The following is a 26,227-nucleotide window of genomic DNA, read 5'->3' as shown; positions in this document are numbered from 1 at the left end:
TTTACCGTTCCGGCCGCGACTGTCGAATCATGACGGAGTTCACCGACGCGCAGGGCGACCAGTTGCGAGAGTTCACCGAACGACTCCTCTCGTTCGACACGACTGGGGGGCGAGAAGCCCCGGCGCAGGAGTGGTTCGCCGACCGACTCGCCGAGTTCGGCTTCGAAACCTACCAGTGGTTCGCCGACGCCGAAAAACTGGCCGACCACCCTTCCTTCCCCGACGATCCCGCCGACATCGAGCACACCGAGGCCAGCGCCGACGGGCCGAGCCTCGCCGAGCGTCCGAACGTCGCGGGCGTGCTGGAGTTCGGGCGTCCCGAGGCCGGCCCGACGCTCGTCCTGAACGGCCACGTGGACGTGGTGCCCGTGGCCCGCGACTCGTGGGACACCGACCCCTTCGAACCGGCGTGGGACGAAACCGGCGAGAACCTCGTCGCCCGCGGCGCGGCGGACATGAAGTCCGGGCTGGCGGCCTGCGTTTTCGCGGCGAAACACATCGCGGAGCGGGCCGAATCGGAAACCCTCGACGGGCGAATCGTCGTCGAGAGTGTCGTTGGCGAGGAGGAAGGCGGACTGGGTGCGACGGCGGCCGCCCACTCGTCGCCCTACCCATTCGAGCGCGACGCGGCCATCGTCGCGGAGCCGACCGACCTCACGCCGGTCGTCGCCACCGAGGGGAGCATGATGAAACGCCTCCGTCTCGCGGGGCGCTCCGCGCACGCGGCCACGCGCTGGCGCGGGGAGAGCATCCTCCCGCACTTCGAGCGAATCCGACGGGCGTTCTTCGAACTCGAAGCCGAGAGAAGCGAGTCGGTCACTCACCCCCTCTACGAGGGGTTCGAGGTTCCGTGGCCGGTCGTCGTCGGCACGGTCGAAGCGGGCACGTGGTCGTCGACCGTGCCGGCGAACCTGACCGCCGAGATGCGCATTGGCGTCGCGCCGGGCGAGACGGTCGCTGAGGTCGAGGCGGCGTACGAAGACCGCCTCGCCGAGCTGGTCGCGGAAGACGAATGGCTCGCCGAGCATCCGCCCGAGTTCGAGCGATTCTCCATCCAGTTCGAGGCCGCGGAGACCGACGCCGACGAACCGGTCGTCGCCGCGCTCCGGTCGGCGATGGCCGACCACGACCTCGACACCACCCCCCGCGGGGCGACCTACGGTGCGGACTCGCGCCACTACGTCGCCGCCAGAATCCCGACCGCCCTGTTCGGCCCGGGCACCATCGAACAGGCGCACTTCCCGAACGAGACGGTTCACTGGCCGGACGTGGAGACGGCGGGCGCGGTGCTAGCCGACGCGGCTCGCGGATTCCTCGACTAATCGCTCTCCGCCAAGCCGAGTTCGCGTTTCAACGCCCGAACGACCACGTCTTCCGGCTCCTCGTCCGCGAGCGCGGCCTCGCGCCGGAGTTCGCGGTATACCTCGGACGGGAGGGTGAGCGCCACCCGTCCGGGAGTGACGCCGTGGTCGCGCAGTGCTCGTTCCGCGGGCGTCCCGTCGTTTATCTCGCTGACGATGGAGCGCACCTCCCGAACGGTCAGCGAATCGTCGAGGATGGCCCATGCGAGTTGGTAGCGAGCGTCGCCGCCAACCCGCGCGACGTGCTTGGCCGCCGTCGGCGCGATGTAGCCGAGCGCGACGTGGCGTCGAATCGACCGCGGGAGGTCGTGTACCCGCGCCCACTTTCGGATGAACGCCACCGTCGCATCGCCGCCCGCCCGCTCCGCGGCACCCTTGTACGACCCCTCGCCCCGGACGAGCGCGGCGCAGGCTGCGGCCCCCCGGAGCATGTAGACGTTGTCCTCGCTCCCGGCGCTCCCTTCCGCGAACGCCCGAACTGTCGCCGCCGCCTCGGCGACGCTCTCGGGGTCGGTCGGGTCGAACGCTTTCGCTTCGTCGGCGCGTTCGCCGGTGATGGTCTCGTCCCCGCGAATGACGGGTTTTCCGACCGGCGACTCGCGGTCTGAGGGGGGTTCGGGTTCGGTGGCCGGTTCGCGGTCTGTGGATGATTCGCGGTTCGCGGGCGATTCCTCGGGGCCTTCGGTCATCGAACGACCATTGGTCTGACGCGGCAAAAAGGAACCGTTCGTGGAAATGAATTCGACGGAATCGATGGCTTTTGCCGCCCCTTGTCGCGCTTTTCCCACCGTACGTTTATATGCGAAGACGCCGAAATTTCTCCTGTGACGGGTCGCAGCACGGACTACGCGCCGGATGAGCGTCAGCTTCGACCCCGCGAGGGGAAAGCGGGCGTCGAGCAGTGGATCGAAGACGTGTTCTTCGCCCTTGGCGAAGTGACGTTTCTCTCCCTGCCCGTCTTCGTCGCGCTGATGGACGCCGAACCGAACGGTCCGCTGAAGTTCACCCTGCTGGTCACGTGGACGACGCTCACACTCACCGTCGGTACGCTTCGGGGTGAGCGGTTCGGCGTCGAGTGGCCGCCGATGACGCCCTCGCAGTTCGTCGTCCGACTGGTATACTACAACGCGGTGGTCACGTTGATCGCCTACGCGGGTGCGAGAGCCGACCTCGCGTTCCGCTCGCCGGTCGTGACCGCCGGGGTTGCGGCGGCGCTCTCGGTCGGTGCGGCGTGGGCGTTTGCGCGACTCGTTCGGACGGCAACCGCTCGCGCCTCGCCCCGTGCGAACGGTGCGTCGAAGTAGAATCCAAAATCGACCATGCAAGACGAAGAGTACGACTCGACCGTGTGCCCGGCCGCCGGATGCGACTACGAGGACGCCATCCGCACCGTCGCCGCGCACATCAGTGGAACGGACGACGACCGCCACTCGTGGGACAACCTCGCGTTCGAGGGACCCCGCGATTTCGTGATGCGGGAGAAACGACGCCAGCACGACGGAGCGAACGAAACGACCGGGGCGACTGGAACGACCGAAGCGAGCGGGACGTTCGAGTCCGGCACGCGCCACCCGTCTTCCCGAGATTCGAATCCGTCGTCCGGTAGCGACTCGGTCGCGCCGTCCGCGGATGAACCGCCCGTCCCGGCCGACGAATCGGTCGAACTCGACCTCGAATTCGCCCGGGACGCGCTCCTGTTGCTCGATACCGTCCGCCGATACGACGCTGACTCCTTGAACGAGTTGGACACGTCCCGACTGGTGAACCTCTACACGTTGCTCTCCGACGTGAATCGCGGAGCTAACGACGCGCGAAAGCAGGTGCGCGACGTTCTCACCGAAGTCGTACCGGACGACCGCGAGGTGTCGTCCGACTTCGGGTCGATACGCCGCTACACCTCCCGACGGCGAAACCTGAAAGACGAGACCGTCGTTCGCGCCGAACTGGAACGCGCCGGTATCGACCCCCGCGAAGCGATGAGCTTCGACAACAAGAAGATACGACGGTTCGTCGAGGAGCGCAGTCTCGACGAGTCCGCCATCTTCGACCGTGAGGAACGGACGTACGTGCAGAAAGCGAGCGAAGACGACGGCGGTCGACGGAGAGCGTTCGACGACCTCGATCCGGAGATTCGGGCGCTGATAGACGACCGGTGACGCCGACCGCATCTGATTCGCACTGACATCGGTGTAACGAGGTGTCGTCGCCGTCGCCGAGAGTATATCGTCGTCCGACGACAATCCGTAGACAGGATACCATGTCCGATAACACCAACGACACCGAACCCCCGGTTACGGCCGAGCGCCCGGATAGCGCGTTTCACGTCACCGGAACCGACCACATCACGCTCATCGGGAGCAACGTCGAGGATACGGTCGAGTTCTACCGCGACGTTCTCGGCATGCCGCTCGTCCTGAAACAGCCGAACCTCGACGCGCCGCACGTCACGCACCTCTTTTTCGACACCGGCGACGGTCGCATCATCACGTTCTTCGTCGAGGAAGGGCGGCAGTCGAACCCTGCCCCGCAACGAACCGGCATCGGTGCGGTTCACCACATCTCGTTCCGGTTCGACCCCGAGCGAATCGAGGAGGTCCGGGCGGGACTCGAAGAACGCGGTCGCGGGTACAACGAGTTCGACCGGAGCATCTTCTACTCGCTGTACACCAGCGACCACAACGGTCTCACCATCGAGTTGACGACCGACAAGTTCGACGTCCCCGACGACCGGCGCGGCGAAGTGCTCGCGCTCGCCCAGCGAAAGCGCGTCGAGGCGGGTGCCGACTACGCCAAAGAAGAACACCTCGAAGCCGCGCTCGAAGAACTCGACATCCCGGTCGAACCCGTCGACCTCCCCGACGCACCCACGGGCGCGGGCGGATTGGACTGACGAGACGGTCACCGACGTAACGTCGGTTCGCGCGGCGGGAGGAGTACGGTTAATTACCGCGCGGACGACCCCCGTCCATGGGCGTCAAGGTTCGTTTGACGGCGATCGAGGAGATTCCGGAGAACGGTTCGTTTCTGTTCACGGTTCGAGAGCACGACGGGACGCGAGAGGAAGTGATTCTGGTTCGGGGCGAGGGGTGTATCGAAGCGTGGAAGAACTTCTGCCAGCACGAGACCGACCAGCGACTCGACCGCGGGTTCGGCGCGGCGATGCGCGACGGCGAGATAATCTGTCCGAAACACGGCTCGATGTTCGACGCCTGCTCCGGCCACTGCGACAACGGGAAAGCCGCCGGTTCGACGCTGGTTCCCGTGGACGTGACCGTCGACGACGGTGCTGTCTACCTGACCGACGACGAGTGTACGTTTCTCCACGAGGGCGGTATCGAAGACGATGACGGGATGCCGGGGTCGTCGTCGCACCTGACGTTTTAGAAGGTAGTTCGAGCACGGCGAGGACTGTGATCTCCCCGAACCAGCGTCTACAGCGGATTTTGACCGACCACCGCCGATACTTCCTCGGGATCGAGATACCGGGTCTCTCCGTCCCGCGTCTCGACCTCGACTTGGCCGGTTTCACGGAAGCAGTCCCCGAGGATCAACTTCACGGGGATGCCGAGAAGGTCGCTCTCGGCGAAGCACTCGCCGACACTCTGCATCTCATCGTCGAAGAGCAGCGATTCTTCGAGGTCTTCGTGCAGGCGGTCTGCGACTTCCCCTATTTCCCCGTCGTGGTGGAGGGGGAGGATGGCGGCCTCGTAGGGGGCGACCGTTCCAGCGTCGGTCACGGGCCATCGACAGCCGTTCGAGTCGGCGTGCTGTTCGATGAGCGTCTGGATGAGGCGCGTCACCCCGATTCCGTAGCTTCCCATCTCGACGGGGCGGGACGAGTTGTTACCCGTGTCGACGGTCAACCTCATCGCGTCGGAGTAGCACGTCCCCAGTTTGAACACGTGGCCGATCTCGATGCCCTCGCTCGCCGTGAGCGTGCCGTCACACCGGGGGCAGTCATCTCCATCGGCGGACTGCTCGAATTCGACGTGTTCGTCGGTCACGCCGAATCGACAGGGGTCGCTCGTGCACGCGACGAGTTCGCAGGAACCGTCCTTGACGGGTGCGACGAACTCCTCCGAGGCGGAGCCGCCCATGACGTTGTTCTCGGCGTCGGCGATGACGAACTCGACGCCGAGCGTATCGAAGATTCGCTCGTACGCGTCACGGACGCGCCGATACCACGTTTCGAGCGATTCGGCGGTGGCGTGGAGGCTGTATGCGTCCTTCATCGTGAACTCCTTCGTCCGGAGCAGGCCGTTCCGGGCGTGGTCGTCGCGGTGTTTCGTCCCGACTTGATAGAGCAGGAGGGGCAGGTCGTCGTACGAGCGGACGTAGCCGTCCACTAGATGGACGATCCCCTCCTCGTGAGAGGGTGCGAGGCACATCTCCCGTGCGTCGCGGTTCTCGAAGGTGAACATCTCTCCTTCGAAATTCGCCCAGCGACCACTCTGCTCCCAGTGGGGTCTGTACTGGAGTTGGGGGAGGCTCACCGCCTGCGCTCCGATGGCATCCATCTCGGCTTCGATGCGGTGAACGACCTTTCGGCGAATCTGTTCGCCGTGGGCGTGAAGCCGTAGAGACCACTGCCGAACTGGCGGACGAGACCGGCACGGAGGGCCAGTCGAACCGTCTCCCCGGCTCGGTTGCGCGATTCACGGCTGGTGGGGAGGAACGCCTCAGTTCGACGCACGACCATCACCTCCAGCGGTCGCTACGGAGTGCTCTCGTTCGCAGATCGCGTGGCGACAAAACCAGTCAGTGTTCGTGTCGGTACAGTTATCGCGGAACCCAGCCGTGAGCCGCGCCGGACTCACGGTTGGAACCGTCTATTGTTTGGGTACGACGCATTGCGGAGTAGCGTTTCATAGCTAGTGATAAATAAGTACCGACAGGTTTTGGCCGGGTCTCGGCCATCAGCAGGCTAGGAGGTCAGTAGGCCACCACGTCGCCGAGTTCGGGCGCGTTCGCGTCGAACCCGTCGTTTCGCAGTTCTGCCGCGAACGCCTCGCATCGGTCGCCATGGTTCACAAGCAGTCGGGCGTCGCGGTAGGCGTCGAGAAAGTCGAGCAGTCCGTCGCGGTCGGCGTGCGCCGAGAAATCGTACGACTCCACCTGCGCGCTCACCGGCATCACCCGCCCGTCGATCTCCGCGCACCCGGAATCCAGCAGTTCGCGTCCGGGCGTCCCTTCGACCTGATACCCCGTCATCGTGATTTTGTTGACCGGATTCGCTCGGATCTCCGGAACGTAGGTCATCGCCGGACCACCCGAGAGCATTCCGGAGGTGGTGACGATGACCGCGTTCTTCGCCGCGATTCGTTTTCGCTGTCCGTCTCTGCCGGTCACGAACCGGGCGTTCGAAATCGCCCGCCGGAGGGCGTCGGCGTCGCGGACGAACGCTGGATGCTGGCGGAACGTTCGCGTAACCCGCTTTCCCATCCCGTCGACGTAGCAGTCGATGTCGTGGGCGTCGCAGACCAGCAGCATCTCCTGCGTGCGGCCGATGGCGAAGGCGGGGACGACCACCGTGCCACCTTCCCAGAGCGTCGTCTTCACGCTCTCGGCGAATCGCTCCTCGACGGCGGCCCGCTCGTCGTGTTCCACGTCGCTGTACGTGCTCTCGGCTATCACGACGTCCGCGTTCGGGCGGGCGGTCGTCCCGGAGAGCAACCGCTGGTTTCCAGTGTGGAAGTCCGCGGTGTAGAGCAGTCGCGTCTCGCCGTCATCCACGAGGACGTGCGTGCTCCCGGGGATGTGCCCCGCGTCGAAGAACGTCACCTCGTGGCCCGCGGCGTCGAATGGTTCGCGGTACCCGTGCGTTTCCGAGACCTGCGTGACGCGCCTGATCTCCTCTTCCGTGAACGGGCAGTCGTAGCTCCCGCCATGCAGTTTCAAGGTGTCCCGCGCGAGCAACAGCGTCAGTTCGTGGGTCGGCGGCGTCCAGTGAATCGGCGGTCGGGCGTCGCCGGAGAGGAGCGACGGAACCGCCCCGACGTGGTCTAAGTGGCCGTGGGAGACGACGACCGCCTCGGGAGCGACGCTACCGACCGGAAACCGAGGCGGAGTCCCCGTCAACATCCCGTAATCGAGCAAGAGGGAGTCGTTGACGAGGATTGCGCTCCGGCCGACCTCGCGCACACCGCCGAGGAACTCGATGTTCATTACCGGGCGCTACTCGTCGAACGCCTTTTCGTTCGTCGGTTCGCGTTCCCGAGCGAAGATCCCAATCGAGGTGGCCTTTTGTGCGTTCACACGTTTTTCCTATATTACAACGGTATGCACATTTAAGAAAAAGATACGTTACAGTAGCACAATAGTTCGCATGCATGTCGGACAACACTGCACAAGCGTACTTGGCAGAGCACCCACGAATGATCGGCGTCCTGTTCACCATCTGTGTCGTCGCGTCGCAGGCCGGAAACGCGGCTGCGGCCTCAGCGGGTTCGAATCCCGGGCCGTGAACTAGGACAGGTCAGAGACGGAGAGTTCGTCGCTCCAATGGAGTTTGTCGTCGATTTTGACTGGGAGGAGTTCGAGGCCTAACACCCTGTCTAGTTCTTCCGCGGACAAGTAAAATTCTGTCACTGAGCCGGATGCGAGATAATGTGTCGAGGCGTCCTCGATTTCAGACTCAGTTATCGTTCCCATTCCGTGATTCGATGCGGGGAAGAAGTGATGTTCGAGAGCGTATCTGCCTTCATCACGACTGACCCGATACATCGTCGGAACTCCGCTGTCCCCCTCACAGAGCGTCAGACCACCGTCTCCGATGGTGATGTACTCGGCTCCGACGACGACTTCTTCCTTCGCTATCGAGAGCGCCGCGCGAAGCGAAAATCCGGAGTTCAGTAGGCGGGCGAGTGCTCGTCCGACTTTCGTCGCGGGGGTGTTGACGACTTCCGCCAGCGTCACGACGCCTCCGCGACTTCCTTTCTCGATGAGCGTCGCGCCCTGCTCGTAGGAGCGACAGGCGTTCAGCAGGAACGCGTCGACGTTCACCTCGTCGAGCGAGTGCACGTCGAGATATCCGTCGGTACAGCGGAATCCCTCCTCGTCGACGTGGCCAATGTAGTGGACGAAGTCCGCGTCGGTTTCGAACAGCGCGGCTAGTTCGGCGGTAGTCATCTCCTCGTGGATCGACACGTCGTAGTTGATGAAATCGCGCAGCCCGTAGAACTCGCTGACGACGTTCTCTTCGGCCATCTCCCGGTCGTTGCAGACCACGTGAATCTTCAGCGCCGAGTCGTCGGGCGGCGTTCGCTCGACCTGTCGCTGAAGCGATTCGAGCGTGACCTTGTTGGCCCCGAGCGGATAGCCGTTTCCGACCCACGCGTGCTCGACTGTCTCCGCCGATTCGACCTGGAACATCTCCTCGTCGTCCCAGTCCCACGCGTCACTCGCACCGCGGGTGAAATCGCCCGCGGCGACGGCCGACCTCGTGAACTCGTCGAGTATCTCCGGCGTCGGCGCGACGGTGCGTTGTTGTGGGCTCTGTGGCGTTCGAAGGAGCGAAAGCTCGTCGGCGAAGTACGGGAGCGCGGGGAGGTTCTCCACGGTCGGGACGACGTCGGTCGTCAGGTGCCAGTCCAGAACGTGCGGTTCGAGCGTCTCGAACGGTATCGAGAGATACGCGGTCAACTGGTCGGCGAGCGGGCGTCCGTATAGGTCGGCGAAATCGAGGTCGACCAGCGGTTCGACCTGTCGGCGCTCGTGGAGTTCGACCCGATAGTAGCCCTCGGTACGGGTGAGACAGTCGAGGAAGAACGCCTGTCGAAGCACGCGGTTGACCGTCACCTCGTACCCTCCTCGCCCGTCGAGCGAGTGTTCGTCTCCGTCCACGAGTAGCCGGGGGTCGGTTCCGGCCACGAGTTCCGCGCCGAGATAGTACGCGAGCGACGCCGCCGGATAGACGTGTTCGCAGTCGGGCGGAAGGACGAGTTCGACGCCCGTCTCCGGGCGTTCGATACCCTCTGGAACGGTGAACGCGTCGCCGCGCTCGATGAGGGGAGGATGACCGCGCAGCGTCGGAAACGACCGCTCGCAGGAGGTCGTCTTCAGCGCCGACCCGAGCAACGACACCGCGCGCATTGCGTCTTCGACGTCGTCGGTGACGGTTATCGTCCCGACCGGACGTTCGTGGAACGACCGTGCGCCGATACGAACGCGCTGGACTCCGTCGAATCGCACGGTGACGGACGTCTCGCCGGGACACAGTTCGAATCGTCCCTCCACGGCGACGTAGAGTTTCATCGGCGTGCTGTTGAGTTCGAGCAGGTACGCTCCGGTGGCGAACGTCTGGCCGTCGCTCGTCGTCGCGTCCGTGACCATCGTCCCGTCTTGCATTCGGACGACCGTGGAGACGAGCTTCGGAATCTCGATAGACGCGGCTTCGAGGCCGATAGCGGTGTCCACCGGGAAGTAGAAGTCGGACGTTGCGACCGGCTCCGGCGCGGTGGGTTCGTCGGTGTAGAGTTCGAAACGGACGTTCTCGATGGGGTCGAAGATGGCGAGTCCCGGCCGCCGGTCGAGCGTGTCGAACTCCATTCGTATCCTCGTCCAGTTCTACTAGATGTATAGTTCTACTCCCACCGTGGTTCGTCGAGTTCGGACACGCGTCTCGACCGTTCCGGCTTCACGTCCGGCCGTCTCCGGGATTCGATGCGTGCACCGAACGGTAGCGTTGTCGTATCATCTTTCATGTTAGATAAATGTGTTGGAGGATTCTGTGCGACGGACGGTACGTCGCCGTTTTTCGTTCGAAACCGGCACGAGTCGACGCCAAGTTTAGAGGACGAGCAAGAACGCACCGCCGAGCACCGCCAACGAGCCGAGACCGACGCAGACCGCCCAGAAGGAGACGCGCTCGACGACCCGCATCAGCGCGTCGATGGTGAGGTAGCCGACGACGGCGCTGGCGGCGAGCGCCACCACCGCCGAACCGGGTTCGACCGCCGGAAGGCCGCCGGTGTCGAGGACGACCAACACGCCCGCTCCCGCAGCCGCCGGGATGCTGAGCAGGAAGGAGAGGCGGAAGGCGCTGGGTCCGTCGTGACCCCGGAAGAGGAGTGCGCTCGCCGTCGTACCCGAGCGGGAGACGCCGGGGATGATGGCTATTCCCTGCATCGCGCCGACGAGCACCGCGTCGAGCAAGTCCGGCGACTCGCGGCCGCCCATATCGAGGTTGTCCACCGTGCGGAGGAGGATACCGGTGCCGACCAACAGCAGGCCGATGAGCGCGACGAATCCGCCGCCCGCCAGTTCGGGGACGACCTCGTAGAGGGTGAAGTACGCGAGGAGGCCGACGACGCCCGAGACGACCGTGGCGACGGCGAGGAATGTTAGGTCGGCGCGTTCGCCTTCAAAGGCCGAGGAGGGCCGCCAGTTCGGTAGTTCTCGAAGAACTGTCCCGAGTTCTCCGCGGTAGTAGCCCGCGGCGGCGATGGCGGTTCCAGCGTGTAAGAACAGCGAGAACCGCACCGCGGCCTCCGGCGCAGTTCCGACGGCAGTGAGGAAAAGGGTGATGTTCCCTTCGCTGGAGATGGGGAGCCACTCGAAGACGCCTTGGAGGACTCCGGCAAGAAGCGCGATGAGGAGCGAGCGGTCGACCATGTCAAAGGGGGGTCGGGCGGGGAAGAAAGGTGGTTCGGTTTCGTCGCTCTCCTGTTAGAAAACCGTCCTCTCCGGGCGTTTATTTACTTGGTTCGTCATCTCGCGCTTCCGCGTCGCCGCGGCTCACATCCTGTAGCCGAGGTCGCGGAGCTGCTGTTCGACCGCGGAGTCGTCGTATGATTTGGCCTCGACCGGCGGTTTCCCGCGAATATCCTTGTGCTCCCCGTTCTGCGTGACGAACTACGGTACTTTCACGAACTCTTCCATGTACACGCCGTCCGAGTGGCCGTAGATTTGAACCGGCGTCGGAAACAGGCGCTCGCCGAGGAATTCGCCGTGGTCGGCCGAGACGACCACGACGCAGAACGCAACCGAGACGACCGGCGGCGACAGGACCACCACAGAAGTCTCGTTTCCGCTATTCTCCACGAAACACCTGGGGGTTCGATTCCAACAGTACGCCGTCACGCTCGACGTGTTTGCCTCTCATCCCATCGTCGGCATCGGCGGCATGAACTTCGTCCACGTCGCGGAGGAGTACGGATTGCCGGTTCCCGACGGGTACGCTCATCCTCGTCTTATATACAACACCTACCTCGTGTTGCTGACCGAGACCGGACTGCTTGGTTTCGCGCTGTACACCGGGACGATAACCGTCGTCGGCTACTACGGCTGGCGACTCATTCGGGCGCGCTCGACCGGGACGCTCCTCGTCGCCGGGACGCTAGCTGGACTACTCGGTATCGCGGCGTACTCGTTCTGGAATCCGAATTATACAACGCGAAAATCGCGTTCGTGTTCTAGATTCTGGCCGCCACGATATCGGGCGAGTATCAAAAGCGCCGGCTGTAGCGGGGGAGTTCGATTCGACTCGGCGATACGGCGCCTCCATATAAAGACTGTATCTTCTAATCCGACAGTATTTACGTTCGTAATATATCGATAGGTGATGGCTAAGGCCGAACTCGAATAGACGATATCCGAATTCACCGACCTCTGGAAGGGTATCTGTTTCGCCACCATGCTCTCTCTTTCCCTTTGGTGCGTCGTCTTCCTCGCGCTCTAACGCGGTTTGAGCCACCCCCTACGGTTGCATCGTATCTTCGGAACGTCGTTCGACGCACCGAGACGACGGAGACGGCAATCAGCACGTCGACGGACGCGGTCTACGATACGGTAGCTGTTTCTTATTTCACGATATCCTATCTACATAATAGAGATAGCAACATCTTAGAATGATATTAGAACTCTTATTAAAATTATCGGCATGCAGGATTTATACAGTGATCCGGCCCTTACTCAGCAAATGGTCTTCGGTCTCCGTTATCGACTGGCGAGCGTCGGTGGTACCGTTCTGACCGTCGTCCTCGCCGTCTTACTCGCGAACAACGCCACCGTTCAGCAGGTTTCGACGACGTTCCTCCCCGTCGTCAGCCAGCTAGAGTCGCAGATGCTCACCGCGGAGCGCCTTACCATCACGGTCTCACGACCGCGACGGTCGTGACCGCCAGCCTCGTTCCCCTATTCAAGCCCCGTCTCCGGCGAATCCTGGATATCATCTTCGTCACCGAAAAACGGGTGCTGACGGCGTGTTTCGCGCTCGCCACCATCGGTTACTTCGATTACACCTACCGACTGCCACGTTCGACGCTCATCGTCGTCATGGCGCTGCTCGGCCTCTCCCTTCCGCTCTGGTTCATCACGATTCGCCGTCCTCCCGTCGGCGATACTCAGCGCGCCATCTTCGTCGGCGACGATATCGACCAGATCGGCTCCGTCCTTGAGACCACCAGCATCCCGGTGTTGGGGTACGTCTCCCCGCCGAACAGGTACGAAATCGAAGGGAGAAAGAACGAACCACCCGTCGCCGACGATTGGGGCGAACAACCGTTCTCCGGGGTCGACCGTCTCGGCGGCCTCTCCCGGTTGGAAGAGGTGCTCGTCGAGAACGACATCAACACCACGATATTCGCCTTCTCGACCTCCGACCGGGCCGAGTTCTTCAGCGCGCTCGACACCTGCTACAAACACGGCGTGACCGCGATGGCCCATCGCGAACACACGGACAGCGTGCTCACGAGGTCGGAGACGACGGACACCGACGAACTGGTCGACATCGCCCTCGAACTGTGGGACTGACAGGACTACCTATTCAAGCGCATCTTCGACGTGGCCTTCACGGTCGTGAGCCTCGCGGTGTTCGCGCCCATCCTCGTCGTCATCGCGCTCGCCATCAAACTCGACAGTCCGGGGCCGGTTTTCTACAGCCAGGAGCGGACGGCGGAACTCGGCGATACATTCCCGGTGTACAAGTTCCGGACGATGCTCCCCGACAGCGAGTCGGCGGAACCCGAGGAAGACGAGGACAACGACCGCATCACGCGAGTCGGTCGGATGCTCCGGAAGACCCACCTCGACGAGATTCCGCAGCTCTGGACGATACTCACGGGGAAGATGAGCGTCGTCGGCCCACGCGCCGTCTGGACGGAAGAGGAGCCCCTGCTGGAGCCGGAGACGAAGACGTGGCGAAAGCGGTGGTTCGTCAAACCCGGGCTCACCGGACTGGCCCAGATTCACGACGCCAAGAGCACGAGCCCGACGACGAAGCTCCGGTATGACTTGGAGTACATCCGCCGTCAGTCGTTCTGGTTCGACCTGAAGATCGTCGCACGGCAGATATGGCAGGTCGCCGAAGATACGGTTCGGTTCACGGCGAGCGACGAATCTACCGGCGAGTAAGCCGTACCGACGCTGACCAGACGACGACTTCTCGGCAATCACCCTCATAGTCCCGGCGAGCGAACGGCACGTATGCGCCACACACTGACAGACGACGACGAAGGGAAACCGGTGTTCAACGTGGACGACCAGAAGATCGGCATCGTCGCTCGGGTGACCGACGGCACGGCGTACATCGACCCCGATCCGAGCCTCGTGAACGAGTACAGGGTGCTGCTCGGCTGGGGCGACAAGTCGAAGGACGTCCACCCGCTTCCGCCCGACGCCATCGACGAGATAACCGACAAGGAAATTCGGCTGCGCACCCGCGACGCCTGACCGGAGAAACCACAGTCTCAAGTCGGCGGTCTGCGTGCTACCCGCCATCGATGCGCGTTAGAACTGTCGGCGATGGCACGCCCGAACTCGCGGTCGTCGCGTGCCTCCACGGCGACGAACCGTGCGGCGAGACCGCTATCGAGCGCATGCTGGCCGAGACGCCCGCGTTCGAACGCCCCGTCAGGTTCGTCGTCGCCAACGAGGAAGCTATCGCGGCGAACGCCCGGTACGTCGACGAAGACCTGAATCGCGCGTTTCCGGGCGACCCCAACGGAGCGACGCACGAGTCTCGACTTGCGGCGGCGCTCCTGTCGGAACTGCGCGACTGCGCCGTTCTCGACTTTCACTCGACGCGCTCCCACCCCGATCCGTTCGCGCTGGTCTCGCGGCTGAACGACCGGACGAAACGACTCGTGCGGGCGACCGACGTCGGTCGCGTGGTGGACATCAGCTACGTCGCCGGAGGTCTCGTCGACCACGTCGACGGCGTGGCGGTCGAGTGCGGACTTCGCGGTACCGAGCGAGCGGCGCGGAACGCGGAGCGCGTCCTCCGCAACGCCCTCGGCTCCATGGGCGCGCTCGATGCGCTCTCGGAGGAAGGGACGCCCGAACTGTATCGCGTGTTCGACGCCGTGATGGGGCGCGACTACGAGTTCGTCGGCGAGAACTTCGTCCGCGTCGAGGAGGGAGCGGTGTTTGCTCGAACGGTGGGCGAGGAGTTGCGCGCCGACCGCCCATTCTACCCGGTATTGATGTCCACCGACGGATACGACGAGATGGTCGGCTTTCGCGCGGAGAGGGTGGGGAAACTCTGACGGCCGATCACCTGCGCGCACCGGTTCCCGGCCGTCCGGTTCCGAGGTCGATTCGCCCGTTCGGCATCGGGACGCCCTCGTACTCGTCTTCGGCGAGCAGGAGCGACCCGTCCACGTCGGCGTAGTCGAGCAGGGGCGCGAGGTGGCAGGCCGCGGCGATGCTGGCGTTGCTCTCGATCATACAGCCGAGCATGACCTCCAACCCGTGGGCTCTCGCGGTGTGGATCATCCGCATCGCTTCGCGGAGACCGCCGCACTTCATCAGTTTCAGGTTGGCGATATCGGCTTTTCCGGCGATTCGCGGTACATCTTCGAGCGTCACGCAGGATTCGTCGGCCGCGATGGGGAGGACGGCGCGCTCCCGGACGAACCGCATCCCCTCGGGATTCTCGGCCGGAACCGGCTGTTCGACGAACTCCACGTTGTAGTCGGCGAGCGCGTCGATTTTCCGAACCGCTTCGCGAGGACTCCACGCCTGATTCGCGTCCACCCGAATCGTCGCGTCGGGGGCGGCGTCCCGAATCGTCCCGATGATCTCCTCGTCGCGGTCGGTGCCGACTTTCACCTTCAGCGTCCTGTATCCGGCTTCGACCGCCTCCTCGGTCTTCTCGCGCATCACTTCGGTCGCGTCGATGCCGATGGTGAACGAGGTTTCGACGCCGTCAGCGGGGTCGAGTCCCCAATACCGATAGAGGGGGAGGTCGGCGCGCTTCGCCACAAGGTCGTGGAGCGCGATGCTCACTGCGCATCGCGCCGCCGGGTTTCGGTTCACCGTCTTGCGCATCTCGCGCTCGATTCGGCCGAGGGCGTGGGGATCGTCCACGGATTCGACCACGTCGAGCAGGTCGGGCAAGACCGCCTCGACCGTCGCCGCCGTCTCGCCGTAGTGTTCGGAGGGGGCCGCCCCGCCGACGCCGACGTTCCCGGCGTCGTCCTCGATGCGGACGACAACGTTCTCGGCGGTGGTTTGGGTGCCCCGCGAGATGGTGAACGCGTGTTCGAGCGGGAGGGAGAGTCGCTCGAACGAGGTCGAGAGAGTCACAGTATCGCCTCCAGCGCATCGTCGGCGTCGTGGCGAACCGGGTCGGTCGCAGGCGCGCCGAGGGCGGATTCGTACGACCGAACCGCGTCGCGGGCGTCGTCGTCGTCCTCGATTCCCGAGGTGTTGATGGCTCCGGCGACGACCTCCGTCTCGTGAACCGGCCGGGCGAGGTCTTCGTAGAGCGAGATGTACTCCGGAATCGGCGGCAGGGGGAAGGACTCGTACCCGTGGATGACCTCCTTGCCCGCCTCGTGACAGAGGACGAGTTTATCGGCCATCGAGCCGTGGAGGATGCCGCAGGTCACGGCGGAGTAGGCGGGGTGGACGATGCTTCCCTGCCCCTCCACGAAGAGGTAGTCGTAGTCGTCGCCGCGCTCCAGAATCATCTCCTCGACCGCCCCGGCGGTGAAGTCGCTCACCACGCGGTCGATCGGGTTTCCCCACCCGTCTATCATGATTCCAGTCTGGCCGGTCGGGACGAAGCCAGCGTCGACGCCCCGCTCTCGGGCGGCTTCCAGCAGTTCGAGGGTCGCGGTCATCTTCCCCACGGAACAGTCAGTGCCGACCGTGAGCACGACCTCCGCGTCCACGTCCTTCGCCACGCCTCGGCTGACGGTGAGGTCGTCGCGCGGTTTCCGCACGTCCCAGATATCGCAGCCGTTCGCCTCGGCGAGTCGGGCAAACTCCTCGTCGTCTTCGAGGAAGTAGTGCAGTCCGGAGACGAGGTTGCAGCCGCGTTCCAGCGCGGTTCGAACGTCGGAGCGCCACGATTCGTCGAAGCCGCCACCGATGGGGGCGATACCGACGACGAGCGCGTCCACGTCCGGCACTTCGTCCATCCTGGCGACGACGGGGGCGTCCTGTACGTCCGGAAGATAGTCGCCGACGCGCTCGCCGGGGCGGTCGCGGTCGAGCACGGCGACCACGTCGTAGTCGGCGTAGCGCAGGATACCGACCGCCGTCTTCGCGCGGTCGGGGAACTTCTCGTGGGCGAGTATGGCCACCTGCATGCGTGTGCGGTGGTGGCAGGGTGGCTTAAAGCCACTCCTCGCGGTAACGCGGATGGGTACGCCGAGTCGCGGTTACGGAGACGGCGAGGTGGAAATCGGCGGACGAGACGGAAGTCGACGGCGGAGTCAGTTCGGTCGGCGGTCACTCGGGGTACTTCGGTTCGCGCTTCTCGGCGCGTTCGAGCGCGGTTTCGACGACGTCCCGAACGTCCCCGTGGAACTCGCCGCCGTGGCCCGCGTACATGTGCTCCACCGGGTTGGACAGTCTGCCGAGTATCTCGCGGATGCTCGCTATCAGCTCCTCCCGGGACTGGCCGGGCATGTCGGTGCGTCCGAAACTCCCGTAGTCGAACGCGCCGTCGTCGTGGACGACCACGTCGCCACTGAAGATGGTCGAGTCGCTGACGAAGGCGACGTGGTCGTCCGCGTGTCCCGGCGTGTGGACGACCTCGAACTCCTCGTCGCCGATTTCGAGGGTGTCGCCGTCTTCGAGCGCGGTGTCGCGGCGGGGGTGGGAGTCGTAGGCGGCGAGGTCGGCGTCGAACGCGTCCAGCACGGCGTCGAGTTGCTGGACGTGGTCGCCGTGCTGGTGGGTAAGCACCACGGCGTCGAGCGCGTCGGTGTGGTCGCGTATCGCGTCCACGACGCCGTCCATCGCCCCGGCGTCCACGAGGACGGGACGGTCGCCGAGCGCGAGGTAGGCGTTGCACGTGAACGTCTCCGCGTCGGCAGTGACGTTGACGACTCGCATAGTGACCCGTTTCGCCCCCCGTACCAAAGATGTGATGGTCGGCGAGCAATTTTAGTATCCGAAGTCCGTATCGTGTGATACACATGGGTTTTGGGAGCTACGACGAATCCGAACAAGAGAATCGAGAGTACGACGCCGACCTGGACGACGACAGCGGCGTAAACACGTCGGAACACAACCACGAGGGGAGCGTCGACTTCGAGATCGGCGCGTCGAACGACGAACTCTTAGACCGCCTCTCGGACATCAAAGACGACGAGTAGCGTGAAACCCGGCGTCCGTGCGCTCGGGGTCGCGGAATCGTACGACGGAACGACCAGCACGCTCGCAGGCGTCGTCGCGCGCGCGAGCAGGGTCGTCGACGGCTTCATTTTCGGAACCTGTACGGTCGGCGGGACGGATGTGACCGATTCGATTATCGACCTCGCGGAGCGTCTCGACCGCGAAGACGTGCGCTACGTCCTCGTCAGCGGCATCGCGCTGGCGTGGTACAACGTGCTCGATATGCACCGCGTCCGCGACGCCATCGACCGCCCCGTCATCTCCGTCACGTTCGAGGAGAGCGACGGCCTCCGAAATTCGCTCGAAGCCGAGTTCTCCGGCGACGAACTCGACCGGCGGCGCGACATCTACCGCGGACAGCCGGCGCGGCGCGAACTCGCGGTCAACGACCAGACGGTCTTCGTCAGGTGCGTGGGCGCGGACGAGCGAGAGGCCCACGACGTGGTCAGGGCGTTCACGCCGGAGGGCGGCCGACCCGAACCGCTCCGAGTCGCGCGCATGGCCGCGCGCGCCGCCGACGAGTGGCAGGCCGGGGAGATTTAATACGTCCTCCCCGTTGCGCCGGATATGGGTACGATGGAGGGACTGGAAGTCACCGAGTGTACGCGCTGTCCGGCGTTGGTCGACTGCCGGAGCCGAATCGTCAACGGCACCGGGCCGGACGACGCCGACATCCTCTTCGTCGGGGAAGGGCCGGGCGCGCGCGAGGACGAACAGGGCGAACCGTTCGTCGGCAGAAGCGGGTCGGTGCTCGACGGCGGGTTGCGCGACCACGGTCTCGCGCGCGCCGACGTTCGAATTACGAACTGCGTGCGCTGTCGCCCGCCGGAGAACCGCGACCCGACGAAAGAGGAACTCGACAACTGCCGGGAGTATTTGGAACACGAGATAGCGCAAGTAGACCCCGACGTGGTCGTCACGCTCGGGAAAGTGCCGAGCGAACACCTCCTCGACCGCGACGTGGCGGTGACGCGCGAGGCCGGGACGATAGCTAACGCCGAACTGGGCGGCGAGGTGCGCGACGTGCTCGTTTGCGTCCATCCGGCGGCGACCCTCTACGACCGGAGCCAGGAGTCGACGTTCCGGAACACCCTCGACAAGGCGGCGACGCTGGCGGGGTCGGGTGGCGGCCAGTCGAATCTCGGCGAGTTCTAGGGAACGCGACGGAAATTCGAGCGCCGTCGGTTGAGGGTTTCGTGTCTAGACGGCCCCTCACCGAACGATGGTCACCGTCATCGGCGCGCGGCGCGCGACTTTTTCGGCGATGGAACCGAGGAGGACGTTCGATATGTCCCCCGAACCGCGCGTTCCGACGACGATGTGATCCACGTCGTTCTCCTTGGCGTATACGATTATCTGCCTCGACGGCGACCCCAGTTTGACGACGCTCTCGAACGGAACGTCGCGTTCGTCCGCCCTCTTTCGCAGTTCTTCGTGCAGTTCCTTCGCGCTGTCCCACTCCTTCTGATACCACTCCTGCGAGTAGGCGGGCATCCCCGCCTTCCCCAGCGGCGACTGGTAGCCCGGCGACAGCGAGTCGGTGTCGAACGGATTGACGACGGTGATGACGGTGATCTCGACGTCGGGAATTGTCAGCGCGTAGTCCAGCGCCGCCTCCGAAGCCGACGACCCGTCGAGCGGAACGAGAACGTGCTCCCCCATACTCGCGGGGACGACCGCGAGCTAGTAAAGCGATTTTCTCTCTTTCTGCCACGAGCGGCGAAGGACTTAGCCCGTCCCCAGGACGAACTCGAAGAGGACGTAGGAGCCGACCGCCGAGAGGGTCGGGGAGAGAATCCACAGCACGACGATTCGACTCGTCGCCGCGGGGTCGAAGAGGCTCTCCGCCGTCAGTTCTTCGATATCCTCTTCGCCGATGGGCGGAACCACGGGCGTCTCGCCGCCGTCGCGCGACGTGGGCGTGGCTGGCACCTCGCCCTCCGCGACCTCGCCGATGGTCGGGCCAGGCGGAGCATCGGTTTCGCTCGTCTCGGCGATGAGCGCGCCTGCCGAGAGGTCGGCGTCCGGCGTCGGATCGCTCGTCACGGCGGTCTCCGCCATCTCGGCGACGGTCACCGCGCGACTGGCGCGACCCCAGCCCAGCCCGATGATACAGGAGGTGGTACTCACCGCGAGGCTCGCCGGGATGCCGAGGCGCGAGAGAACGGTGATGACGGTCGCTCCGATGAGCGAGACGATGAGCGCCGCTAAAATCGGTAGGTCGGTGATTCCTTCGCCGACGGTGGCGAGGGTTCGGCGAGCGATGGTGAACCCGCCGAGGCCGATGGCTCCGATGGCGAGCAGGATTCCCTGTTCGATGGTGATCGACCCGTTCCCGACGAGCGGCGCGACCGCGTTCGCCGCGTTCGACGCGCCCGCGCTGAAACCCATGTAACAGGCGATGAGAAGCACCGAAACCGACCCGACCACGTCGCGCGCGCTGACCCCGATCCCGAGTACGGGTCGCGGAACCGCCCCGGAGCGATCGATTCGAATCAACCGGTCTTGGATTCGGGCGAACGTGACTCGGACTTCCAAGTGTGGGTACAGGTATCGCCCGATGAACAGTCCGACCGCGAACGCCAGCAAGGGCGCGACGATCCACGCCGAGACGATGGTGAACATGAGCGACTCGTTCAGCGAGTCGGTGGCGAGACCGAGTCCGGCGATAGCTCCCACGGCGGTCATCGATGTGGACGCGGGCACGCCGTAGAGGTTCGAGATGAGGAGCGCGAAGCCGGCGAAAAAGAGCACGACGATGCTTGACTCCAGGGTGAACTGACTCGCCGGGACGATTCCCTCGCTCATGGTCTCGATGACGTTCCGCCCGACCGTCCAACCGCCCCAAAGCGCGAAGCCGGTGAAGAGCGCCGCCGCCCCGACCTTTCCAATGATTCGACTTCCCACGGCTGGGCCGAACGCGACCCCCGTAGAGGAACCGCCGATGTTGTATCCCACGAACGCGGCGACGAGCAATCCGACCGCTAGCAGCACGGTGACCAAATTTGAAATCCCCCGACCGGAAAACGGTTCGGAGCTATTTCGTTCTTTCCCGGGCGACTCAAGCGCGGAACGCCGCCCACCGGAGCATATCGTCGAATTTCACGATCGACTCGTACCGGTCGGCCGGGTCGTCGGCCATCGCGGTCGATACCACCTCGCCCAACGCTCGCGGGAGCGTCGGGTCGGTTCGCCGGAACGTTCGATGGATTTCGCCCGGCGAGACGTTGACGGGAGCCTCGCCGGTCACGATGAAGTACGCAATCGCACCGAGGCGGTACACGTCGGTTCGTTCGTCGGCCCCGCCGCCAGCGCCCCCGTCCGCGCCAGCACCCGCGACCCGGAAACCGTCCACTCCGGTTCCGGCGCGTCTTCGGCGGGGGACTCGGTGGTCGTCTCGGCGCGTCCGTCGCGGTCGGACGCGCCGAGCGTGCCCGAGGTCGTCAGAAAGCCGCGTCTGGAGAGCGAGGAGGGCGAGGAATCCATGAACGTACTCACCAGCAGGAATTATTTAAACGTAGTGACGAACGGCGGAAAGCGTCAGTTCCCCTCGCTCGTGCCGAACCACCGGTTCGCGTCGCCGAGATTGCTGACGGATTCGAGCAGTCCCGCGCTCTCGTGCTCGCCCGGACGGAGGCGCGCGCGGATGCGCGAGGAGTGCAGTTCGACGGTCACGACGATGAGGACGACCAACGACATAGTACGGCGGTGAGGGTTCCCGAAGCGGAAGGAACTTGCACGCTTAGTTCGTATCCGCGACCATGGACGCGACTCTCTCCGACCAGAACGAACGGGCGGCGTCGGTCGTCGTGGTCGATTACGGACTCGGCAATCTCAGGAGCGCCGTCAAGGGACTCGAACGCGCGGGAGCGAGCGTCGAGGTGTCCGACGACCCCGCCATGTTCGAGACGGCGGACGGTATCGTCCTCCCGGGCGTGGGAGCGTTCCGCGAGGGGGTTGAAAACGCCGATCCATATCGAGACGCGCTCGCCGACGCCGCGCGAGGCAGAACGCCGGTGTTCGGCATCTGCCTCGGGATGCAGATGCTGTTGACGACGAGCGAGGAAGCCGAACACGCCGGAGAGGGCGACGTGACCGGACTCGACCTGATTCCGGGGACGAACGTTCGGTTCGCCGACAGACAGAAAGTTCCGCACATGGGTTGGAACGAATTGTCGGTGGAGCGTGACCACCCGCTCGTGGACGGCGTCGACGGCGAGTACGCCTACTTCGTCCACTCGTACTACGCCGTGCCCGACGACGAGGAGGCCACCATCGCGACGACCGATTACGGAACTCGATTCCCGAGTATCATCGCCGACGAATCGGGTACCGTCTTCGGCACCCAGTTCCACCCCGAAAAGAGCGGCGAGACGGGTCTTCGAATCCTCAGAAACTTCGTCGAAATCTGCGCCGGGAACCGAGTTCAGCAGTAAGCGTCTCCTTACATAAACTCGCGCACGTCCGAGTACCACATGTCGTGGTGGTCGACCGCATCGACTCGACGGGCGATTTCCGCGGCTAGAACGTGCCAGCACAGCTCGGTCGGGTCGTCCGGGTCGAGATTGTATTCGCTATCCCTGCACGTACAGCCATCCTCGACGATGTACTCATCTTCGAAGCCGACGACGACAACGAAATCGCGGTACTCCTTGACCCGTCGCTCGGAAACCGCCTCGATGGCCTGCCGCCCTCGGTCGTCGTGAACCGCGAGGATGCGCTGGACGACCGCCGGGGTGAGCTTTCCGACGTCGGCCAGTTCGCCCTGCCACCGCTCGACGGGGGTCACGGCGTCCCCTCCTCGGACGAGCGCGGACGACGCAATAGACGACTCTCGGGGGACACGGTCCATCGGTTCGAACGGATGAAATAAACCCGTTCCGGTCGCTAACAGCGGTCGTTCGTCTCGCCTTCAGAACGTCCGACGAGATCGACTCAAGCGCGGTCACGCCCGCCGAGGGCTTCGCTCGCCGGCCACCACCGGAAAACGTCCTCGGTTGCGGCGCGTTGTCGCGGTGTGTTCCGCACCGTTTTTCGCGCCACGACCCCGACTCCGAACCATGAACGTCTGCGAAGGAGGCGTCGAGGTGGCCGTCCCCGAACAGGAGGGAAAGCGCATCACCGACGACGTATTTTTCAACCCGGTACAGGAGTTGAACCGCGACCTGACGGTGGCCGTCCTGCGAACCTACCGCGACTGCGAACCGCGGGCGGAGAGCTACCTCGACGCGATGGCCGCCTCCGGGGTTCGCGGGGTTCGCGCCGCGGCGAACGACTGGGACGCGACCTGCGCGGACATCGACCCCGAGGCGGTCAAACTCTGCCGAGCGAACTTCGAGCGCAACGACCTCGCCGGGGAGGTGGTTCACCAGAACGCCAACGCGCTCATGCACGAGTCGGTGTTCGACGTGGTGGACATCGACCCCTTCGGGACGCCGATTCCCTTCGTGGACGCCGCCTTCGCAAACACTCGCGACCTCGTCTGCGTCACGGCGACCGACACCGCACCGCTCTGCGGCGCGCACTTTCACAGCGGAGTCAGAAAGTACGGCGCGATTCCGCGGAACACCGATTACCACGCCGAAATGGGCGTCCGCATCCTCCTCTCCGCGCTCGCACGCACCGCCGCCCGGTACGACGCAGGCGTCACGCCCATCCTCACTCACGCGACGAACCACTACGTCCGGACGTACCTCGAACTCGACCACAGCGCGACCGACGCGAACGCCGCCGTCGACGAACTGGGCCACCTCTACCACTGCGAGGACTGCCTCCACCGCGAGTACGACTACGGACTCGTCGCCGCCCCCCCCGAAATCTGTCCGGCCTGCGAGAGCAATCGCGTCGTCACCGCGGGGCCGGTCTGGCTCGGGGCGACCCACAACGCCGAGTTTGTCGCCGGCGTCCGCGAGGAGGTGACCGAGGAGATGGGAACCGCGAACCGCGCGAGAAAGCTTCTGGACGCGCTCGAAGGCGAACTCCACGAACCGACCCACTACGACCAACACCGCCTCTGCAAGGAGTGGTCGCGCTCCGCCTCCGGGATGGACGAGTTCCTGACCCGACTTCAGGACGCAGGCTACGAAGCTTCGCGCACGCACTACGGCGGAACGACGTTCAAGACGCCCGCGAGCGTCGCGGAGATCCGAACCGCCACGCGACCGTAGCGAAATTTTTAGTGCGATTTCGTGGAAATAGCGCACGTGACTCTCCGAGCAACCGCGCGCGAAATCGCCGAACGGGCACGTGAACAGGAGATAACGTTTCTCGCGGCCGGAATCGCCTACTACGCGTTCGTTTCGATACTCCCCGCCCTGTTGTTGGCGCTCGCGCTCGCGTCGTTCGTCGGCGGGAAGACGTTCGCCAACGATATCCTCGCGACCGTCCAGAGCTATCTTTCGCCGAAGGCGAATCGGGTCGTCGAGAACGCCCTCACGGATGTCTCCGGTCGGGGCGGTGCGACGGCCGTCGGCGTCCTCGTCCTCACGTGGGGGACGCTTCGCGTGTTCCGCGGCCTCGACGAAGCGTTTTCGCGCATCTACGACGAGGACGCCGAGGAATCGTTCGTCGAGACGTTGACCGACGCGCTCATCGTACTCGCGGTCATCGCGCTCGCGGTCGTGGGTATCGCTCTCGTCAACATCGTCCTCTCGTCGCTTCCGTGGCTTCCGTTCGTGGAAACCCTCACCTCCCTCGTCCTCCTGCTCGCGCTCGTGCCGATCTTCCTCCCATTGTACTACGTCTTCCCGGACACCAAACTCACGATTCGGGAGGCGCTTCCCGGCACGGCGGTGGCGACGGTCGGCTTGACGGCCCTGCAAGCGTTCTTTCAGGTGTACGTCTCGCTGAGTCAGTTTACCGCGTTCGACGTGCTCGGCGGTGCGCTCTTGCTCGTATGGTGGCTCTACTTCGGAGCGATACTCATCCTGCTCGGCGTGGTCGTGAACGCCGTCCTCGCCGGACGAGGGTACAGGAAAACTAAAGACGCGGGGGAAACCAAGAAAAGACAGCAGGAAGACCGAGGAGAGTACATGACCGACGATACAGAGCAGTCCGCACCGGACATCCTTGAACTGCACGACGACGTGGAACGTCTTCGGTCGGAGTTCGAGGAGTTCGAGCACGATGTCGACGAGCGCACAGTTCAGAAACCCGAACTGGAATCGGAGCTAAAACGGTACGTCCGCAGTCGCATGCGTCGCGGACACGCACGCGGATGGGGTCCGTATCTCGTTCTTTTGTACGGGACGGCGATGACGGTCGCCGCGTTCCGCTGGCTCGAAAGCGGTTGGGCCATCGGCGCGATGCTGATCATCTGGCTCTCGACGCTCGGCCTCTACACCCTCATGGTGCTCGTCGGTTTCGGTGTCAACGCAGTGAGCGTTCCGGCGCGCGTCGGCGGGCGCATTCGAGACTGGCGTTCGTAACCATGTCGAGAGGTTGGGGCATCGTCGAACTTCTCCGCGAGATTCTGCCGGGGTGGGCACCCGAGGCGTTTGTGTACGTGACGCAACTCGGGGACGCGTGGTTCCTCTTCGTCCTCCTCTCGTTGCTCTACTGGTTCGGCGACGACCGCGAGCGGTGGGGTTTCGTCCTCGCCGCGACCCTCGGCGCGCTCGCGCTGACGCTCCTGTTGAAGGGGCTGTTCGGCCTGCCGCGTCCGCCCGAAGCGTTCCAGTTCGCCCACGCGTCGGGCTACGGTTTCCCGAGCGGTCACGCGATAGGTTCGACGGTCGTCTGGGGATTACTGGCGCTGTCTATCGAGCGCGCCCACCACCGCATCCGGGTGGCGGTCGCGGCCGTCGTCGTCGCGCTGGTCGCGCTATCGCGGCTCGTCATCGGCGTTCACTTCGCCGTCGACGTGGTCGTCGGCGTCGTCGTCGGGCTCGTCTACCTCGTCGTCGTGGTTCGCGGCCTGAACTGGCGAACGCGGCCGACGTTCGCGCTCGCCACCGGAATTGCGTTCGCGGCGATGGTCGTCGCAGTGCTCGTCGCGCCGCGGAACTGGACGGTCGACTCCGTCGCCGCGTTCGGCGGTACGACCGGCGCGCTGCTAGCGTGGTTCACGATGGATCACCCGCTGAACGCCCGGGTCGGTTCCGTCGCGGCGGTCGTCGGTTTACTGATGCTCGGTGCGTTGACGTACGCGGGCCTCCGTCTGTCGCTCCCGCTCCCCGCGGTGTTCGTCATCAACGCCGTCTCCCAAGGGGGTATCCTCGCCTATCCGCGCGTCGTCGGTTCCGTACGTCGTCGGTTGGGCCGGTAAGTGACGAGCCGATTCGTGAAAGAAGGGTTCG

The 26,227-nt window shown here is 64.6% G+C and carries 32 protein-coding genes and 1 pseudogene; 17 read left to right on the top strand and 16 right to left on the bottom strand.

Annotated elements, in window-relative coordinates:
• Positions 1 to 29 precede the first annotated feature (29 nt).
• Positions 30 to 1,322, top strand: a complete 1,293-nt coding sequence (locus LIW51_RS15120) for a M20/M25/M40 family metallo-hydrolase (RefSeq protein ID WP_227374930.1) — start codon at positions 30 to 32, stop codon at positions 1,320 to 1,322.
• Here the strand turns inward: LIW51_RS15120 and LIW51_RS15115 are convergent.
• The gene (locus tag LIW51_RS15115; protein ID WP_227374929.1) at positions 1,319 to 2,050 is read right to left on the bottom strand and encodes a DUF7119 family protein; all 732 of its coding nucleotides are present in this window, start codon (positions 2,048 to 2,050) and stop codon (positions 1,319 to 1,321) included. The genes LIW51_RS15120 and LIW51_RS15115 overlap by 4 nt on opposite strands.
• A 135-nt stretch (positions 2,051 to 2,185) precedes the next feature.
• Between LIW51_RS15115 and LIW51_RS15110 the strand changes: the two genes are divergently transcribed.
• The 4 genes from LIW51_RS15110 (at position 2,186) to LIW51_RS15095 (ending at position 4,745) form a co-directional block, all read left to right on the top strand.
• Positions 2,186 to 2,665 (top strand): DUF8215 family protein, encoded by a 480-nt coding sequence (locus tag LIW51_RS15110; protein WP_227374928.1) that lies wholly within the window; start codon positions 2,186 to 2,188, stop codon positions 2,663 to 2,665.
• Between the two features lie 15 nt (positions 2,666 to 2,680).
• On the top strand, positions 2,681 to 3,517 hold the full coding sequence (locus LIW51_RS15105; RefSeq protein ID WP_227374927.1) for a DUF7983 family protein: 837 nt from the start codon (positions 2,681 to 2,683) through the stop codon (positions 3,515 to 3,517).
• A 101-nt stretch (positions 3,518 to 3,618) separates the two neighbouring features.
• Positions 3,619 to 4,251 carry a VOC family protein gene (locus LIW51_RS15100; protein WP_227374926.1) on the top strand — a complete coding sequence of 211 codons (633 nt, stop codon included), beginning with the start codon at positions 3,619 to 3,621 and terminating at the stop codon, positions 4,249 to 4,251.
• Positions 4,252 to 4,328: 77 nt separating this feature from the next.
• Positions 4,329 to 4,745, top strand: coding sequence for a Rieske (2Fe-2S) protein (locus LIW51_RS15095; protein WP_227374925.1), 417 nt, complete (start codon positions 4,329 to 4,331; stop codon positions 4,743 to 4,745).
• A 47-nt stretch (positions 4,746 to 4,792) separates the two neighbouring features.
• Here LIW51_RS15095 and LIW51_RS15090 read toward each other — a convergent pair whose 3' ends face one another.
• From LIW51_RS15090 to LIW51_RS15080, 3 genes are all read right to left on the bottom strand, one after another.
• Positions 4,793 to 5,878 (bottom strand): aminoacyl--tRNA ligase-related protein, encoded by a 1,086-nt coding sequence (locus LIW51_RS15090; protein ID WP_227374924.1) that lies wholly within the window; start codon positions 5,876 to 5,878, stop codon positions 4,793 to 4,795.
• Positions 5,851 to 6,060, bottom strand: coding sequence for a hypothetical protein (locus LIW51_RS15085; RefSeq protein ID WP_227374923.1), 210 nt, complete (start codon positions 6,058 to 6,060; stop codon positions 5,851 to 5,853). Before LIW51_RS15085 ends, LIW51_RS15090 begins: the two co-directional genes overlap by 28 nt.
• Positions 6,061 to 6,293: 233 nt before the next feature.
• The gene (locus LIW51_RS15080; RefSeq protein WP_227374922.1) at positions 6,294 to 7,526 is read right to left on the bottom strand and encodes an MBL fold metallo-hydrolase; all 1,233 of its coding nucleotides are present in this window, start codon (positions 7,524 to 7,526) and stop codon (positions 6,294 to 6,296) included.
• Between the two features lie 164 nt (positions 7,527 to 7,690).
• Here LIW51_RS15080 and LIW51_RS38570 point away from each other — a divergent pair, with 164 nt between their 5' ends.
• Positions 7,691 to 7,825 (top strand): DUF7503 family protein, encoded by a 135-nt coding sequence (locus tag LIW51_RS38570; RefSeq protein ID WP_255766701.1) that lies wholly within the window; start codon positions 7,691 to 7,693, stop codon positions 7,823 to 7,825.
• A 1-nt stretch (position 7,826) separates the two neighbouring features.
• Here LIW51_RS38570 and LIW51_RS15075 read toward each other — a convergent pair whose 3' ends face one another.
• The 3 genes from LIW51_RS15075 to LIW51_RS15065 all read right to left on the bottom strand — a co-directional run bounded on the left by LIW51_RS15075 (position 7,827) and on the right by LIW51_RS15065 (position 11,375).
• On the bottom strand, positions 7,827 to 9,908 hold the full coding sequence (locus LIW51_RS15075) for a hypothetical protein (RefSeq protein WP_227374921.1): 2,082 nt from the start codon (positions 9,906 to 9,908) through the stop codon (positions 7,827 to 7,829).
• Positions 9,909 to 10,148: 240 nt separating this feature from the next.
• Complete coding sequence (locus tag LIW51_RS15070) at positions 10,149 to 10,973, bottom strand: undecaprenyl-diphosphate phosphatase (protein WP_227374920.1); 825 nt, start codon at positions 10,971 to 10,973, stop codon at positions 10,149 to 10,151.
• Between the two features lie 240 nt (positions 10,974 to 11,213).
• A complete protein-coding gene (locus LIW51_RS15065; RefSeq protein WP_227374919.1) occupies positions 11,214 to 11,375 on the bottom strand; it encodes a hypothetical protein in 162 nt (53 codons plus the stop codon).
• A gap of 73 nt (positions 11,376 to 11,448) precedes the next feature.
• Here LIW51_RS15065 and LIW51_RS15060 point away from each other — a divergent pair, with 73 nt between their 5' ends.
• The 4 genes and pseudogenes from LIW51_RS15060 to LIW51_RS15045 all read left to right on the top strand — a co-directional run bounded on the left by LIW51_RS15060 (position 11,449) and on the right by LIW51_RS15045 (position 14,845).
• On the top strand, positions 11,449 to 11,919 hold the full coding sequence (locus LIW51_RS15060) for an O-antigen ligase family protein (RefSeq protein WP_227374918.1): 471 nt from the start codon (positions 11,449 to 11,451) through the stop codon (positions 11,917 to 11,919).
• Positions 11,920 to 12,279: 360 nt separating this feature from the next.
• Positions 12,280 to 13,712: pseudogene (locus LIW51_RS15055) on the top strand (sugar transferase).
• Between the two features lie 72 nt (positions 13,713 to 13,784).
• Positions 13,785 to 14,030 carry a DUF8593 domain-containing protein gene (locus tag LIW51_RS15050; RefSeq protein ID WP_227374917.1) on the top strand — a complete coding sequence of 82 codons (246 nt, stop codon included), beginning with the start codon at positions 13,785 to 13,787 and terminating at the stop codon, positions 14,028 to 14,030.
• Between the two features lie 50 nt (positions 14,031 to 14,080).
• Positions 14,081 to 14,845, top strand: a complete 765-nt coding sequence (locus tag LIW51_RS15045; protein WP_227374916.1) for a M14 family metallopeptidase — start codon at positions 14,081 to 14,083, stop codon at positions 14,843 to 14,845.
• 7 nt (positions 14,846 to 14,852) lie between these two features.
• Here LIW51_RS15045 and LIW51_RS15040 read toward each other — a convergent pair whose 3' ends face one another.
• The 3 genes from LIW51_RS15040 to LIW51_RS15030 all read right to left on the bottom strand — a co-directional run bounded on the left by LIW51_RS15040 (position 14,853) and on the right by LIW51_RS15030 (position 17,648).
• Complete coding sequence (locus tag LIW51_RS15040) at positions 14,853 to 15,887, bottom strand: dipeptide epimerase (RefSeq protein ID WP_227374915.1); 1,035 nt, start codon at positions 15,885 to 15,887, stop codon at positions 14,853 to 14,855.
• Positions 15,884 to 16,897, bottom strand: a complete 1,014-nt coding sequence (locus LIW51_RS15035; protein ID WP_227374914.1) for an N-acetyltransferase DgcN family protein — start codon at positions 16,895 to 16,897, stop codon at positions 15,884 to 15,886. Before LIW51_RS15035 ends, LIW51_RS15040 begins: the two co-directional genes overlap by 4 nt.
• Before the next feature lie 142 nt (positions 16,898 to 17,039).
• On the bottom strand, positions 17,040 to 17,648 hold the full coding sequence (locus LIW51_RS15030) for an MBL fold metallo-hydrolase (RefSeq protein ID WP_227374913.1): 609 nt from the start codon (positions 17,646 to 17,648) through the stop codon (positions 17,040 to 17,042).
• Positions 17,649 to 17,731: 83 nt separating this feature from the next.
• On the opposite strand from LIW51_RS15030, the gene LIW51_RS15025 reads away from it, so the two are divergent.
• The 3 genes from LIW51_RS15025 to LIW51_RS15015 are packed head-to-tail and all read left to right on the top strand — an operon-like array spanning position 17,732 to position 19,085.
• On the top strand, positions 17,732 to 17,911 hold the full coding sequence (locus tag LIW51_RS15025; RefSeq protein WP_227374912.1) for a DUF5786 family protein: 180 nt from the start codon (positions 17,732 to 17,734) through the stop codon (positions 17,909 to 17,911).
• Between the two features lies 1 nt (position 17,912).
• Positions 17,913 to 18,473, top strand: coding sequence for an endonuclease dU (locus tag LIW51_RS15020; RefSeq protein ID WP_227374911.1), 561 nt, complete (start codon positions 17,913 to 17,915; stop codon positions 18,471 to 18,473).
• A 24-nt stretch (positions 18,474 to 18,497) separates the two neighbouring features.
• Positions 18,498 to 19,085 carry a uracil-DNA glycosylase gene (locus LIW51_RS15015; RefSeq protein ID WP_227374910.1) on the top strand — a complete coding sequence of 196 codons (588 nt, stop codon included), beginning with the start codon at positions 18,498 to 18,500 and terminating at the stop codon, positions 19,083 to 19,085.
• A 57-nt stretch (positions 19,086 to 19,142) separates the two neighbouring features.
• Here LIW51_RS15015 and LIW51_RS15010 read toward each other — a convergent pair whose 3' ends face one another.
• The 5 genes from LIW51_RS15010 to LIW51_RS14990 all read right to left on the bottom strand — a co-directional run bounded on the left by LIW51_RS15010 (position 19,143) and on the right by LIW51_RS14990 (position 21,629).
• Positions 19,143 to 19,592 carry a universal stress protein gene (locus tag LIW51_RS15010; protein WP_227374909.1) on the bottom strand — a complete coding sequence of 150 codons (450 nt, stop codon included), beginning with the start codon at positions 19,590 to 19,592 and terminating at the stop codon, positions 19,143 to 19,145.
• A gap of 66 nt (positions 19,593 to 19,658) precedes the next feature.
• A complete protein-coding gene (locus tag LIW51_RS15005) occupies positions 19,659 to 20,933 on the bottom strand; it encodes an inorganic phosphate transporter (protein WP_227374908.1) in 1,275 nt (424 codons plus the stop codon).
• A 58-nt stretch (positions 20,934 to 20,991) separates the two neighbouring features.
• The gene (locus tag LIW51_RS15000) at positions 20,992 to 21,285 is read right to left on the bottom strand and encodes a protein kinase family protein (protein ID WP_227374907.1); all 294 of its coding nucleotides are present in this window, start codon (positions 21,283 to 21,285) and stop codon (positions 20,992 to 20,994) included.
• Positions 21,177 to 21,416, bottom strand: a complete 240-nt coding sequence (locus LIW51_RS14995; protein WP_227374906.1) for a hypothetical protein — start codon at positions 21,414 to 21,416, stop codon at positions 21,177 to 21,179. Before LIW51_RS14995 ends, LIW51_RS15000 begins: the two co-directional genes overlap by 109 nt.
• A 54-nt stretch (positions 21,417 to 21,470) precedes the next feature.
• Entirely contained in the window at positions 21,471 to 21,629 is a 159-nt protein-coding gene (locus LIW51_RS14990; RefSeq protein WP_227374905.1) for a hypothetical protein, read from the bottom strand.
• A 62-nt stretch (positions 21,630 to 21,691) separates the two neighbouring features.
• Here LIW51_RS14990 and hisH point away from each other — a divergent pair, with 62 nt between their 5' ends.
• Positions 21,692 to 22,366 (top strand): imidazole glycerol phosphate synthase subunit HisH, encoded by a 675-nt coding sequence (hisH, locus tag LIW51_RS14985; protein ID WP_227374904.1) that lies wholly within the window; start codon positions 21,692 to 21,694, stop codon positions 22,364 to 22,366.
• Between the two features lie 8 nt (positions 22,367 to 22,374).
• Here hisH and LIW51_RS14980 read toward each other — a convergent pair whose 3' ends face one another.
• The gene (locus LIW51_RS14980; RefSeq protein ID WP_227374903.1) at positions 22,375 to 22,782 is read right to left on the bottom strand and encodes a hypothetical protein; all 408 of its coding nucleotides are present in this window, start codon (positions 22,780 to 22,782) and stop codon (positions 22,375 to 22,377) included.
• A gap of 208 nt (positions 22,783 to 22,990) precedes the next feature.
• Between LIW51_RS14980 and LIW51_RS14975 the strand changes: the two genes are divergently transcribed.
• The 3 genes from LIW51_RS14975 to LIW51_RS14965 are packed head-to-tail and all read left to right on the top strand — an operon-like array spanning position 22,991 to position 26,196.
• Complete coding sequence (locus LIW51_RS14975) at positions 22,991 to 24,097, top strand: tRNA (guanine(26)-N(2))-dimethyltransferase (RefSeq protein ID WP_227374902.1); 1,107 nt, start codon at positions 22,991 to 22,993, stop codon at positions 24,095 to 24,097.
• A gap of 36 nt (positions 24,098 to 24,133) precedes the next feature.
• Positions 24,134 to 25,357 (top strand): YihY/virulence factor BrkB family protein, encoded by a 1,224-nt coding sequence (locus LIW51_RS14970; RefSeq protein ID WP_227374901.1) that lies wholly within the window; start codon positions 24,134 to 24,136, stop codon positions 25,355 to 25,357.
• Positions 25,358 to 25,359: 2 nt separating this feature from the next.
• Positions 25,360 to 26,196: a phosphatase PAP2 family protein gene (locus LIW51_RS14965; protein ID WP_227374900.1), complete on the top strand. Its 837-nt coding sequence runs from the start codon at positions 25,360 to 25,362 to the stop codon at positions 26,194 to 26,196.
• The last annotated feature ends 31 nt before the right edge of the window (positions 26,197 to 26,227 follow it).

Origin of the sequence: Haladaptatus halobius, assembly GCF_020618475.1 — an archaeon.
Lineage (GTDB): Archaea > Halobacteriota > Halobacteria > Halobacteriales > Haladaptataceae > Haladaptatus > Haladaptatus halobius.
Note: the sequence above shows the minus strand (reverse complement) of the source record. Positions and strands in the feature narration are given on the sequence as shown.